The following is an 11,986-nucleotide window of genomic DNA, read 5'->3' on the forward strand; positions in this document are numbered from 1 at the left end:
CAGCGGCGACCGGCGGCCCCGCGCCCGGCGCTCGGCGTCCAGCGCCCGGGCCTCGCGGAGCGCCCGCGGATTGACCGTGATCAGGGCGTTCAGCCCGGCTCGTAGGCGGCGATCCGGGCGAGGGACAGCTGGACCAGCCGCTCCGAGGTCAGCGCCCCCGCGTCCATCGCCCGGTTGATGTCGGCGACGGTCGCGGTCTCCAGGTCGAAGGCCGTCGCGGCGGGCGCCGGGGCGGGCTCCCGGACCGGGGCCTGGGCGTGGGCGGCGGTCGGGATCAGAAGAGCAAGGGCCAGCCACCTCGCGCACGCGCGCCGCTTCATCGGTCCGTCTCCCCGGCTGACAGGCGCCGTAGCCCGCTTGCACGGTGAGACCGCGCTCGGCGGCTCGACAAGTCACAAAGCATTGCCGCCCAGGGGAACTCGTCCGCTCCGTCGGCCTTTGCTGTTCTGGGCCCTCGCGAACGCCCAAGGCCACCATGACCGCTCTGTTTGATCCCGCCGTCCTCTTGGCCCTCCTCGTCGCCCTGGCGGCGGGGTTCGCGCTCGGCCGCTTCACCGCGCGCGGACGGGCCGACCCCAGCGACGTCAGCCGGTTGCGCCGCCAGGCCCAGGTGCGGGCTCAGGTCCAGACTCGAGCGGCGCCTGCGTCGTTCCCACCCGCCGCGCCGGCGTCGTCAACCTCGCCGGCGCCCGACCTTCCGCCCGAAGCGATCCGCCATCTCCAGAACGGCGCCCTGATCCAGGCCATCAAGGTCTTCAAGGACGCCAATCCGGGGCTGGGCCTCAAACAGGCCAAGGACTTGGTTGAGGCCTACCAGCGCCGCAGCGGCTTGGGCTGAACCGACCTGGGCTGTTTCCGCCGGGCCGCACCGTCCTGGCCGCCTGGTCCTATTCGCTGACCGCGTGGCTCTCGCAGACCGGAGCCTCGCCCTCGACGTCCTCGAAGCCGGCCGCCACCACCTGGATCACCGGCTCCTGCCAGTGCTCGAACACCACTAGGCCGGGCGGCACGGTGCAGACCGAGGTCCTGAGCGGCTCTGTGGCCTGACCGTTCGAGATGCGCCGGATGTAGGCGACGTATCTCAGGCCCTTTCCGGTCGCGTTTTCGACGCGAAGCAGCGATCCCACGTCCCGCCGCAGCTGCAGGGCGAAGGACAGGGTCCCCGGCGCCGTGGTCAGCAGGCCGCGCACATCCTCGGGCTTGGTCCCGGCGGGCGGCAGGATCGCGTCCATCGCGACCCGTTCCGAGCCCGTCATGGCGTAGGTCCCGTCGTCGGCCCGGCGCAGCACCACCCGCTCGCCCGCCGCCACGTTCAGCGTTCCCTGCACATAGGCCGACCGGCTCGCGGGGCTTTCCTGGGTCAGCCCCGGCCCGGCCGTCCCAGCCAGCAGGGCGACGGCGAACGCGATCAGGGCGGTGCGGGTCGGCGTCATGGCGGTCTCCTAGTCCCCCACGATTGGCCGGGCCGATTTCGGCGGTCAAGCAAAAATAGTGCGCCCGAATCTGGCGCTACTCAAGGTTATGTTCGGTTGCGCCGGCTCGACCTCGGCCCTGGGATCAAGCGCGAAGGACGACGGTTGAAGACGGCGCGGGCGGAGGAGGGAAGCACCTCACCCCCGGAACCCGTCCTCGTCCAGGAAGGCCTGTTCTTCCGGCGTGGTCTCGCGGCCCAGCGCCCGGTTCCGGTGCGGGAAGCGGCCGAAGCGGGCGATGATCGCACGGTGATGTTCGGCCCACCGGTCGTCCGCCGGCCGCTCCATGGCCTGGAACAGCGTCACCTGCCGATCCTGCAGCGCCAGGTCCTCGGCGTGCTGCAGCGGCAGGTAGAAGAACCGCCGCAGATCGTTCTCCACACTTTGATCCTGGCCGGCGTCCAAGGCCTGCACCGCGAAGTGGCGGGCCAGGGGGTCGGTCGCGAAGGCGTGGCCGGTGTTGCGGAACGCGTTCCGCGGAAACTGGTCCAGCAGGATCAGCAGCGCCAGCGAGCCCTCGGGCGTCTCGGCCCAGTGATCCAGCTCGCGCCGCGCCGCCTGGAAGTGGCCGACCTCCAGTTCGCGCCGGCACAGCGCGTCGAAGGCGTCGTCCTTGGCGAACCACATCTTCGGTCCGGCCTCTTTCCAGAAGCCGACGACATCGGTTGGGGTTATCTGTGTGCTCATGACCGATCACATAGCGACGCCCCTGCCGGCTTTCCACGACCGCGACTGCGACCTCTCCATCATTCAGGGCAAGCGCGTCGCCGTCATCGGCTACGGCAGCCAGGGCCGCACCCATGCGCTGAACCTTCGCGATTCGGGCGTGGCCGACATCGTCGTCGGCTTGAAGGCCGGCTCCGCCACCCGCGCGAAGGCCCAGGCCGACGGTTTTCCCGTCCTCACAGCCGGCGAGGCGGCGGCCGGCGCCGACGTCGTCGCCGTCATGGTCTCCGACGAGGCCCACCGCGACCTCTGGCGCGACGAGCTGGAGCCCAACATCCGGCCGGGCGCGGCCCTGATCTTCGCCCACGGCCTGTCGGTCCGCTTCGGCCTGGTGAAGCCCCGGCCGGACCTGGACGTCGTCCTGGCCTCGCCCAAGGGCATCGGCCCGCGCATCCGCGACCTCTATGTCGAAGGGCAGGGGGTCTTCGCCCTGTTCGGCGTCCACCAGGACGCCACCGGCGGCGCCCATGCGCTCGGCCTCTCCTACGCCGCCGCCCTGGGCTGCGGCCGCAAGGGCATCCTGGAGACGACCTTCGCCGCGGAGTGCGAGAGCGACCTCTTCGGCGAACAGGTCGTCCTGTGCGGCGGCGTGGCCGAACTGGTCGACGGGGCCTTCATGAAGCTGGTCGACGCCGGCTATCCGCCCGAGGTGGCCTGGTTCGAGTGCTTCTACGAGCTGAAGCTGGTCACCGACCTGATGTTTGAGAAGGGGATCGCCGGCGCCTTCGGCCGCATCTCCAACACCGCCGAGTACGGCGCCTACCTGACCGGCCCGCGCGTCATCGGCGACGCCTCGAAGGACGCTATGGACCAGGTCTTGGCCGAGGTCCGCTCGGGCGCCTTCGTCGCCCGGCTGATGGCCGACTACGACGCCGGCTCCCCCGATCTCCTGGCCCGCCGGAAGGCGCTGGGCGAGCGGACGATCGAAGCGGTCGGCGCGCGCCTGGCCCAGGTCGCGGCGAAGGCGAAGGGCTGAGGATCGAGGGGAAAGGAAGGAGGGCGCCGATGCGCCCGACCGCGATCAAGCCATGAGGGCCCGTGGGCCGAACGCCATCGCCGATAGAGAGGAAAACGCGCTCAAGCACCGAGCGCCCGTGGCGCTCGGGATAGCGCCAGAAAGATGGTCGGAGTGGCAGGATTCGAACCTGCGACCCCTGCGTCCCGAACGCAGTGCTCTACCAGACTGAGCCACACTCCGACTTGAGGAGCGGGCTTATAGCGACGGGGTTTCCCCCCCGCAAGCGCCGTTTCGCGGTCCTCGAAAATAGTCTTTGGAGAGGGGTATTGCGTCCGGCGCGGGCTTGGCGTATCCGACCGCCTCCCCGCCGCAGGGCGGGTGAACGCCGGACCTGCTGGGGAATGGTGTAATGGTAACACTACGGTTTTTGGTACCGTCATTCTAGGTTCGAGTCCTAGTTCCCCAGCCACCGCCTGACCCTCCGGCAGGCTCCCCACGAACCGCCCGCTTCGCGCCGCGCGTTCCTCTGACCGGCTCGCCGCAACCGCGGCTCTCCAGTGTCGAAGAACCGGGCCGGCGACGCCCGAAGTGCGGGCGTGCGGGCGATGTTCAGGTGCAGGGAATGCGAGATCGTCCTTCAGGAGGGGCGAAACTGGCACGCCTCCTACGCGGCCCGGAGCTACCGTCACTGCATGGAGTGCGCCCGGGCCTACTCTCGCCGCCGCTACGGCCGCCTCAAGCCCGGGGTGAAGCGCTGCATCCCGACGGCTCCCGAGGCCGTCGCCGCCCGCATGCGCGAGACCCGGGGCCAATGGACCGTGCGCAACCGCGCCGCCATCGCGCGCGACCGGCGCGAGAAGGGGTAGGGAACTCCGCCTAGTGCGTCGCCGCCGCTTCCAGCGGCAGGCGGATGCGCACGCCGACCCCGGCGTTGGGCGCGGTCTCGATGGTCATCGAGCCGCCCAGGTGTTCCACCAGGCCCTGGACCAGCGAAAGGCCCTCGCCGGGCTCAAGCGTCTCGCAACCTACGCCTGAATCGCGCACCACCAGGCTGACGCCGCCCACCGCGCGCGAGAAGGCCACGGCGATCGAGCCCCGGCGGTCGTCGGGGAAGGCGTGACGGCAGGCGTTCGAGATCAGCTCGTGGGTGATGATCGCCAGTGGCAGAAGATGGCTGTCGGGCAAGAGCGCGGTCTGGCCGCGCACCTCGACCCGCACCGGCCGGCCCTCGCACGCCCGGCTCCAGAAGCCGGCGACGTCGTCCAGATAGCCCGCGAAATCCAGCGGCCCGTCCGCGGCCATCCGGCGGCTGATCAGCTCCATCGCCGCGGTGACGTCGCTCAGCCAGGTCAGGTGCCGGACGCTCTCCGGGTCGGTGACCGACCGCAGCCGAATCCCCACCAGCGTCTGAAGAAGCCGGTAGCCGCCCAGAAGGCGTCTCTGCAGTTCGCCGGCATGGTCTTCCGCAGCGGTCGCCATCGTTCCCCCAACGATTGAAAACGCCGGGAAATTCTTACTCCAAGTCGAACCAAATAGCCACTGGCGCATTCGACTGTCCGCTAACCGACACAATCAGTATTAATGGGTCTGGTTAGCCGGGGAGTGGGTAGCGTGACCAAGCCGCCGGACCTGCGGGTCATGATCGTCGAGGACCAGGCGCTGCTGGCCATGGAGCTGGAGCTGGTGCTGGGCGATTCGGGTTGCGATGTCGTGGGCTGCGCCATGGACAAGGCGGGGGCTTTCGTCGTCGCCGACCGCGAGCGTCCGGACTTGGCGTTGATCGATGTCAACCTCCTGGACGGCATCACCGGGCCGCAGATCGCGCAGCATCTGGTAACCGATTACGGCACGGCCGTCGTCTTCCTCACCGCCAATCCCGAACAGATTCCCGACGGCTTCGCGGGCGCCCTGGGCGCGGTTTCCAAACCGTTCGACGAGCAGACGATTCGCGCTGTGGTGGAGTTCGCCCGGCAGTTCATTCAGCACCGGACGGTGGGGGAGGCGCCCCGCCGCTTCCGCCTGGCCCCGTGGCTGGCCACCCCGCCCGACGACATCGCGCCCCACTGACCGCGGCTTTCGCCGTGCTAGGTCCGGCGGCGGTCAGGCCAGGCCGCCGCCCCAGGTTCAGTCCCCGGCCCTTCCGGCGCGCGCCGTCGGGGCCAGGTCCAGCTGCACCAGGGTGACGTCCAGCCAGCGGTCGAACTTCCAGCCCACCTGGCGGTAGACCCCGACCGGCCGGAAGCCCAGCGACCGGTGCAGGGCGATCGAGGCCTGGCTGGTCTCGCTGTCGCTGATCGCCCCGATCACGTGCCGCAGCCCCATGGCCCGTATGCGCACGATCAGCGCCTCCAGCAGCGCTCGGCCCACGCCTCGCCCGCGCGCATCGGCCTCGACGTAGATCGAGCCTTCCACGCCATAGCGGTAGGCTGGACGGGGCCGGAAGGGGGAGGCGTAGGCGTAGCCGGCGAAGCTCCCGTCCAGCTCGGCGACCAGCCACGGCAGGCCCTGGCGGCGGACGGCGGCCATCCGTCCGGCCATATCGTCCGTGGACGGAGGATCGAGTTCGAACGTCGCCGTCCCGGTGGCGACCTCGCGCCCATACAGAGCCGCGATCGCCGCCGCGTCGCCCTCGGCCGCGTCGCGCAGGGTCAGGGTCATGCCGGGCGTCTCCGCGGCCGGGCGCGGGCCTCAGGCCTGCTCCCAGCCCTTGGCGACGGCCCAGGTGGCGAAGGCGTAGTCGTGGGCGACTTCCTTCAGGTAGTCGAACCGCCCCGACGAGCCGCCGTGCCCGGCCTCCATGTTGATCTTCAGCAGCACCGGCTTGCCCGAGGTCGTGGCCGGCCGCAGCTTGGCGACCCACTTCTCGGGCTCCCAGTAGGTGACCCGCGGGTCCGACAGGCCGCCGGTCGCCAGGATGGCCGGATAGGCCTTGGGCCCGACCTGGTCGTAGGGGCTGTAGCTCATCATGTAGTCGTAGGCCTCGGGGTCCTCGATCGGATTGCCCCACTCGGGCCATTCCGGCGGCGTCAGCGGCAGGGAGGTGTCGCTCATGGTGTTGATCACGTCGACGAAAGGCACCGCGGCGATGATTCCCGCCCACAGGTCGGGCCGCATATTGGTCACCGCCCCCATCAGCATGCCGCCGGCCGAGCCGCCGTGGGCGACGATGTTGCCCGCCCTGGCGTAGTTGCGGGCGATCAGGTGCTCGGCCGAGGCGATGAAGTCGGTGAAGGTGTTCTTCTTGGTCATCCGCCTGGCCGACAGGAACCAGTTCCAGCCCTTGTCCGAGCCGCCGCGGATGTGGGCGATGGCGTAGATCCAGCCCCGGTCCACCAGGCTCAGCCGGTTGGTCGAGAACGAGGCCGCCATTGGGATGCCGTAGCTGCCGTAGCCGTAGAGCAGCAGCGGCGCCGAGCCGTCGACCGGCGTCGACTTGCGGCGCAACACCGTCACCGGCACCAGCTCGCCGTCCGACGCCGGGGCATTCAGCCGCTCGACGACATAGTCGGCCGGGTTGTGGCCCGACGGGATCTCCTGGACCTTGCGCAGGGTCGCTCGCGGGTCCTCAGATCGTAGTCGTAGGTCGAGGTCGGCGTGCTGGGCGAGTTGTAGCCGTAGCGCATGACCGTGGTGTCGAACTCCGACGCCCCGCCCAGCGATAGGGCGTAGGCGGGCTCGTCCACGGCGATCTCGTGCTCGGCGCCCGAGCGGTCGCGGATGACGATCTTGGTGTTGGCGTCGGCCCGCTCCTGGCGGCCGATGTAGTCCTTGACCAGGGCCACGCCTTCGATGAACCGGCCCGGCGTGTGCGGGACCAGGTCCTTCCATTGCGCCTTGCCGGGCGTGGCGGTCGGCGCCTCGACGATCTTGAAGTCCACGCTGTCGTCGGCGTTGGTGCGGATCACCCAGCGGTCGCCCCAGTGGTCGGCGTCGTACAGCCGGCCGACATGGCGCGGCTCCAGCACCACCGGCGTCGCGGTCGGCTGGTCGCCGGGGATGATGCGGGCCTCCGAGGTCTCCTGGTTGGCGATCGAGATGACCAGGAACCGGTCGTCGGCGGTCCGGCCGACGCTCTGGAACATGCCGTCGTCGGTCTCCTCATAGACCAGGGTGGTCTCGCCGCCGCGGGCAGGGCGGCGGAAGATCTTGTCCGGCCGGCCGTTGTCGTCGCGGTTGGTCCAGAAGATCCACTGGCTGTCCGGCGAGAAGGTGAAGTTGCCGCCCGCCGAACCGATCGGTCGGGCAGCACCTGGCCGGTCTCCAGGTCCTTGACGAAGATCTGGTGGACCTCCGAGCCCTGGGCGTCCTCGGCGTAGGCGAACAGCTTGTGGTCGGGGCTGTTGCCGGCGGCCGAAACCTCCGAATAGGCCTTGCCCTGGGCCAGCTGGTTGGCGTCCAGCAGCACCACCTCGCCGTCGGCGCGGCCCCGCGGGCGGCGGCAATACAGCGGGTGCTGATCGCCGGTCCGGTAGCGGGTGTAGTACTCCCACGGGCCGTCGGGGGCGGGGACGGAGCTGTCGTCCTCCTTGATGCGGCCCTTCATCTCCTCGAACATCGCGGTCTGCAGGGGGACGGTCGAGGCCAGCATGGCCTCGCGGTAGGCGTTCTCCTGGGTCAGGTGCTCCTTGACGTCGGCCTTGATCAGGGTCGGGTCGCGCAGCACGGCCTGCCAGTTGTCGTCCTTCATCCACTGGTAGTCGTCGGTGCGGGTCCGGCCCAGTTGCTCGATGGTGACGGGGATCTTCTTGGCGACGGGCGGGACAGGCGAGTTCAGGGGCATCGATGCTCCGGTCTGGCGGGCGAGGGCTTGGGCGGGAAGGGCGGTCGCGGCGAGGGCGGCGGCGGAGGTGGCGAGCAGGTCGCGGCGATTCATGGAGGGCCCCTGGAACGGTGAGGGCGGGACCTTGTGCGCGTCGGCGGCTGGCGTCAAATGATCGAATGGTCATCCAGGACACGCCGCCCGAACCGCCTGCCGCACCGCCTGCCGCACCGCCTCCCGCCGTCCAGGCCGCCCCGCCCGAATGGGACCTCACCATCGGCCTGATCAACGCCACGGTGCAGATCGACCAGCCCAAGGGCGAGGGCCAGCGCACGGTCGGGACCGCCTTCCTGGTCTCGGCTCCGGGGCCGGACGGCGCGCCCCGGGTGGTGCTGGTCACCGCCGCCCACGTGCTGCTGCAGATGCCCGATCCGGAGGCGCGCGTCGGCTGGCGCATTCCCGAGGCCGACGGAAGCTGGCGGTTCGCGCCCGAACCCCTGGCCATTCGCGACGCCGACGGGGTCGCGCTGTGGACCCAGCACCCCGACCGCGACGTCGCCGTGATGGCGATCACCGCCCCGGAAGCCTTCGCCCGGGCCGCGATCCCGCTGGAGTGGCTGGCCGATGCGACCACCTTCGATCACTGGCGGGTGGGGCCGGGCGACGAGCTGATGGCGCTCGGATACCCCTATGGCCTGTCCTCCAACCGGGCCGGCTTCCCGATCCTGCGCCTGGGGCGGATCAGCTCCTATCCGCTCACCCCGATCCAGGCCTTCCCGACCTTCCTGCTGGACTTCGCCGTGTCGCAGGGCAATTCGGGCGGACCGGTGTTCTGGGCGCCCAGCGCGCGCCGTCGCCCGGACGCGCCGGTCCCGGACCATCCCTTCATCGCCGGCGTGCTGGTGCAGGAGGTGCAGGGCGGCGGCGAGGGCCTGGACCTGGGCGTCGTCGCCCACGCCGAATACGTGCGCGAGGCGATCGCCCTGATGGATCGGACGGAGCCCTAGCGGGCGAGGCGTCTTCTCGGCCGTCTGAACAAGCCTTACGCTACCGGAATGATGTCGCGCACCCAGGTCGCCGCTCTCGTTGTCGCCGCCGCCGCCCTGACGATCGATCAGGCGACGAAGGCCTGGGTATTCTCCAATCTTCAGGACGTGGGAAGCGTTCCGCTGCTGGGCCCCATCTACCTGACGCTGTCGATGAACCAGAGCAACGCGTTCGGGCTGGCGCCCGTCGTCGGCGACTGGACGCGATGGGGATTGAGCGCCTTCAATCTGACCGTGGCGGGCGTGCTGCTGTTCGCCATCCTCCGTCGCCCGCTTCAGCCGCTGACCGCGCTGGCCCTCGGCTGCATCGTGGCGGGAGCGCTGGGCAACGTCGTCGATCGGATCCGACTCGGGGCGGTGATCGATTTCGTTGACGCCACGCGGCTGGGATTCCCGTGGATCTTCAACGTCGCAGACGCCACCCTCGACGTCGGTATCGCCCTTGTCGTTCTCGGCGCCCTGTTGACCCGGCCCCCGGCGGCCCGTGATCCGGCCCCGACGCAGGCCCTCTAGCCCGCCAGCACGTCCGCGCTCATCCGCTCCAGCAGGGCGCCGCCCTGGCCGACGGCGGCCAGGCGGCTGGAGGCGTGGCCCAGGACGTTGGCGGCGTAGACTTCGTAGAGCGTGATCTTGCCTTCCAGCCAGGCGGCGTCGCCCCGGCCCGCGTCCAGCTCGGCGCGGGCGTGCAGGGCCCCCTTGGCCAGCATCCAGCCGCCGGTCACGTCGCCCAGCAGCTTCAGATAGGCATCCGCCGCCGCCAGCACGTCGGCGGCCCGGCCGGCGTCGGCCTTGGCGTCCAGCAACCACAGGCTGGCGTCCTCGACCGCCTCTATGGCGTTGGCGAAGCGCTCGACCGGCTTGCCGGCGTAGAGCTTCGGCAGCCGGGCCAGCGTCTCCTTCATGTCGGCGATCAGGTCGCGCGCCGCCTGGCCGCCGTCCTGGCTCAGCTTGCGGCCGACCAGGTCCATCGCCTGGATGCCGTTGGTGCCTTCGTAGATCGGGGCGATGCGGGCGTCGCGGTAGTACTGGGCCGCCCCGGTCTCCTCGATGAAGCCCATGCCGCCGTGCACCTGCACGCCCAGCGAGGCGACCTCGCAGCCCACGTCGGTGGACCAGGCCTTGGCGATCGGGGTGAACAGGTCCTCGCGCCCCTTCCAGCGCCGGCGCTCCTCCTCGGTCGCCGCGTGCCGGGCCAGGTCGGCGGCCACGCCGGTGGACAGGCAGATGGCGCGGGCGGCGGCGATCTTGGCTTTCATCACCGACAGGGTTCGGCGCACGTCCGGATGATCGACGATCGGAGCGTTGGCCTCGCCCGTCCAGACCGACCGGCCCTGCCGCCGCTCCAGGGCGTAGGCCAGGGCGTGCTGATAGGCGCGCTCGGCGACGCCCACGCCCTCCACGCCCACGGCCAGGCGCGCCGCGTTCATCATGACGAACATGTGCGACAGGCCTTCGTTGGGCCGCCCGACCAGTTCAGCCGTCGCGCCCTCGTAGCTCATCACGCAGGTCGGCGAGCCGTGGATGCCCAGCTTGTGCTCGACGCTGACTGGGTGGAAGGCGTTGCGCGCGCCCAGGCTCCCGTCGGCGTCGACCAGATACTTGGACGCGAGGAACAGGCTGATCCCCTTGGGACCGGCGGGCGCGTCGGGCAGCCGGGCCAGCACCATGTGGACGATGTTGTCGGTGGCGTCGTGGTCGCCCCAGGTGATGAAGATCTTCTGGCCGTTCAGGGCGTAGGTCCCGTCGCCGTTGGGCGTGGCGGTGGCGGTCAGGGCGCCCAGGTCCGAGCCGGCCTGGGGTTCGGTCAGCACCATGGCCCCGGTCCATTCGCCGGTGACCAGCTTCGACAGATAGGTCGCCTTCTGCGAGTCGGTCCCGTGGGCCTCCAGCGCCTCGATGGCGGCCAGCGACAGCATGGGGCATAGGCCGAAGGCCATGTTGGCGGCGTGCACGGTCTCGTAGGCCGCCAACTCCAGCGCCTTGGGCAGCTGCTGGCCGCCCGAATGGGCCGGGGCCGACAGGCTGGTCCAGCCGCCCGCCGCGAACTGGCGATAGGCGTCCGAGAAGCCGGGGGCGGGGGTCACGTTCCCGTCCACGCAGGTCGAGCCCTTCTGGTCGCCGACGCGGTTCAGGGGCGCCAGCACGCCTTCCGAGAACTGCGCCGCCGCCTCCAGCACCGCGGCCATCACGTCGGCGTCATAGTCGGGGAAGGCGCCCGTCGCGGCGACGGCCTCTACGCCGGCCACGGCCTGGAGGGTGAAGGCGAGGTCGCGGACGGGGGCGCGGTAGGACGACATGGCGGCGGGCTCTTCTGACGATCGTTCCTCCGTTCATGCCGTCTTGCCGCAAGGGGATGCAAGCCGCCCCTGGCGAACCGGAGCCGCTGACGGGCGTTCGGTGCAGGACCCCCCCTCAGGAGCTCCTCATGGCCGAACCGCGCGACCGCTATTCCGTCGTATCCCTGACCCTGCATTGGGTGATCGCGGCCTTGGTCGTGACCCAGATCCTGCTGATCGCGGGCCACGAGGCGACCGAAGGACCGGCCTCGCGGGAGTTCATCAACCTGCACAAGTCCGTCGGGCTGAGCATCCTCGTCCTGACCCTTGTTCGGCTGGGCTGGCGCCTGGCCAACCCAGCCATTCCCCTGCCGGCGTCGACGCCGCGCTGGCAGAAGCTGCTGGCCCGCGCCAATCACGTGCTGTTCTACGCCCTGCTGATCGCCCTGCCGCTGGTCGGCTGGGCGGCGTCGTCCGCGGCGGGGCGCGAGATCGTCTGGTTCGGCCTGTTCGAATGGCCGCTCCTGCCCGTGGGCGGCGGTCGGGAGACCGCGGGCGAGCTGATGGACGTGCACGAGGCCAGCGCCAGGTTGCTGATCGCCCTGGTCGTGCTGCATGTCGCCGGCGCGCTGAAGCACCAGTTCCTGGACCGGGACGACGTGCTGCGTCGCATGATCCCGCTGATCCCTCGTCGCCCTTGACCTCCAACACGCCCTTGAGCCCCTTGCGCTGCGCGCGCCGCCGCCGCG

General features: G+C 70.4%; 13 protein-coding genes, 2 tRNA genes and 1 pseudogene. 8 read left to right on the top strand and 8 right to left on the bottom strand.

Annotation, left to right across the window (positions count from 1 at the left end; genetic code table 11):
- Nucleotides 1–89: 89 nt before the first annotated feature.
- Nucleotides 90–320, bottom strand: coding sequence for a hypothetical protein (locus AC2W7C_RS06490; protein WP_486000712.1), 231 nt, complete (start codon nucleotides 318–320; stop codon nucleotides 90–92).
- Nucleotides 321–475: 155 nt separating this feature from the next.
- Here AC2W7C_RS06490 and AC2W7C_RS06495 point away from each other — a divergent pair, with 155 nt between their 5' ends.
- Nucleotides 476–838, top strand: a complete 363-nt coding sequence (locus tag AC2W7C_RS06495) for a hypothetical protein (protein WP_486000713.1) — start codon at nucleotides 476–478, stop codon at nucleotides 836–838.
- A 49-nt stretch (nucleotides 839–887) separates the two neighbouring features.
- On the opposite strand, the gene AC2W7C_RS06500 is transcribed toward AC2W7C_RS06495, so the two are convergent.
- Together AC2W7C_RS06500 and AC2W7C_RS06505 are read right to left on the bottom strand one after the other, a co-directional pair.
- Nucleotides 888–1,433 carry a hypothetical protein gene (locus AC2W7C_RS06500; RefSeq protein ID WP_486000714.1) on the bottom strand — a complete coding sequence of 182 codons (546 nt, stop codon included), beginning with the start codon at nucleotides 1,431–1,433 and terminating at the stop codon, nucleotides 888–890.
- A gap of 177 nt (nucleotides 1,434–1,610) precedes the next feature.
- Nucleotides 1,611–2,159: a DUF924 family protein gene (locus AC2W7C_RS06505; protein ID WP_486000715.1), complete on the bottom strand. Its 549-nt coding sequence runs from the start codon at nucleotides 2,157–2,159 to the stop codon at nucleotides 1,611–1,613.
- Between AC2W7C_RS06505 and ilvC the strand changes: the two genes are divergently transcribed.
- Entirely contained in the window at nucleotides 2,158–3,174 is a 1,017-nt protein-coding gene (gene ilvC, locus AC2W7C_RS06510) for a ketol-acid reductoisomerase (protein WP_486000716.1), read from the top strand. The two genes, AC2W7C_RS06505 and ilvC, sit on opposite strands and share 2 nt — an antisense overlap.
- 145 nt (nucleotides 3,175–3,319) lie before the next feature.
- Here ilvC and AC2W7C_RS06515 read toward each other — a convergent pair.
- Nucleotides 3,320–3,396: transfer RNA gene (locus AC2W7C_RS06515), tRNA-Pro, on the bottom strand.
- A 155-nt stretch (nucleotides 3,397–3,551) separates the two neighbouring features.
- Between AC2W7C_RS06515 and AC2W7C_RS06520 the strand changes: the two genes are divergently transcribed.
- Nucleotides 3,552–3,625, top strand: a tRNA-Gln gene (locus tag AC2W7C_RS06520).
- A gap of 88 nt (nucleotides 3,626–3,713) precedes the next feature.
- Entirely contained in the window at nucleotides 3,714–4,022 is a 309-nt protein-coding gene (locus tag AC2W7C_RS06525; protein WP_486000717.1) for a hypothetical protein, read from the top strand.
- A gap of 10 nt (nucleotides 4,023–4,032) precedes the next feature.
- On the opposite strand, the gene AC2W7C_RS06530 is transcribed toward AC2W7C_RS06525, so the two are convergent.
- Entirely contained in the window at nucleotides 4,033–4,635 is a 603-nt protein-coding gene (locus tag AC2W7C_RS06530) for a sensor histidine kinase (protein WP_486000718.1), read from the bottom strand.
- Between the two features lie 132 nt (nucleotides 4,636–4,767).
- On the opposite strand from AC2W7C_RS06530, the gene AC2W7C_RS06535 reads away from it, so the two are divergent.
- Nucleotides 4,768–5,223, top strand: a complete 456-nt coding sequence (locus AC2W7C_RS06535) for a response regulator (RefSeq protein WP_486000719.1) — start codon at nucleotides 4,768–4,770, stop codon at nucleotides 5,221–5,223.
- A gap of 57 nt (nucleotides 5,224–5,280) precedes the next feature.
- Here AC2W7C_RS06535 and AC2W7C_RS06540 read toward each other — a convergent pair whose 3' ends face one another.
- Both AC2W7C_RS06540 and AC2W7C_RS06545 read right to left on the bottom strand, forming a co-directional pair.
- A complete protein-coding gene (locus AC2W7C_RS06540) occupies nucleotides 5,281–5,814 on the bottom strand; it encodes a GNAT family N-acetyltransferase (protein WP_486000720.1) in 534 nt (177 codons plus the stop codon).
- Nucleotides 5,815–5,844: 30 nt separating this feature from the next.
- Nucleotides 5,845–8,029: pseudogene (locus AC2W7C_RS06545) on the bottom strand (S9 family peptidase).
- Nucleotides 8,030–8,094: 65 nt separating this feature from the next.
- On the opposite strand from AC2W7C_RS06545, the gene AC2W7C_RS06550 reads away from it, so the two are divergent.
- Both AC2W7C_RS06550 and lspA read left to right on the top strand, forming a co-directional pair.
- Nucleotides 8,095–8,922: a trypsin-like serine peptidase gene (locus AC2W7C_RS06550; protein WP_486000721.1), complete on the top strand. Its 828-nt coding sequence runs from the start codon at nucleotides 8,095–8,097 to the stop codon at nucleotides 8,920–8,922.
- Nucleotides 8,923–8,970: 48 nt separating this feature from the next.
- On the top strand, nucleotides 8,971–9,474 hold the full coding sequence (lspA, locus tag AC2W7C_RS06555; RefSeq protein WP_486000722.1) for a signal peptidase II: 504 nt from the start codon (nucleotides 8,971–8,973) through the stop codon (nucleotides 9,472–9,474).
- Here the strand turns inward: lspA and AC2W7C_RS06560 are convergent.
- A complete protein-coding gene (locus AC2W7C_RS06560) occupies nucleotides 9,471–11,258 on the bottom strand; it encodes an acyl-CoA dehydrogenase family protein (RefSeq protein WP_486000723.1) in 1,788 nt (595 codons plus the stop codon). The two genes, lspA and AC2W7C_RS06560, sit on opposite strands and share 4 nt — an antisense overlap.
- Nucleotides 11,259–11,386: 128 nt before the next feature.
- Between AC2W7C_RS06560 and AC2W7C_RS06565 the strand changes: the two genes are divergently transcribed.
- Nucleotides 11,387–11,938, top strand: a complete 552-nt coding sequence (locus tag AC2W7C_RS06565; RefSeq protein ID WP_486000724.1) for a cytochrome b — start codon at nucleotides 11,387–11,389, stop codon at nucleotides 11,936–11,938.
- Nucleotides 11,939–11,986 lie beyond the last annotated feature (48 nt).

This window comes from Brevundimonas sp. CURTG3B2_SDJG (assembly GCF_057364705.1).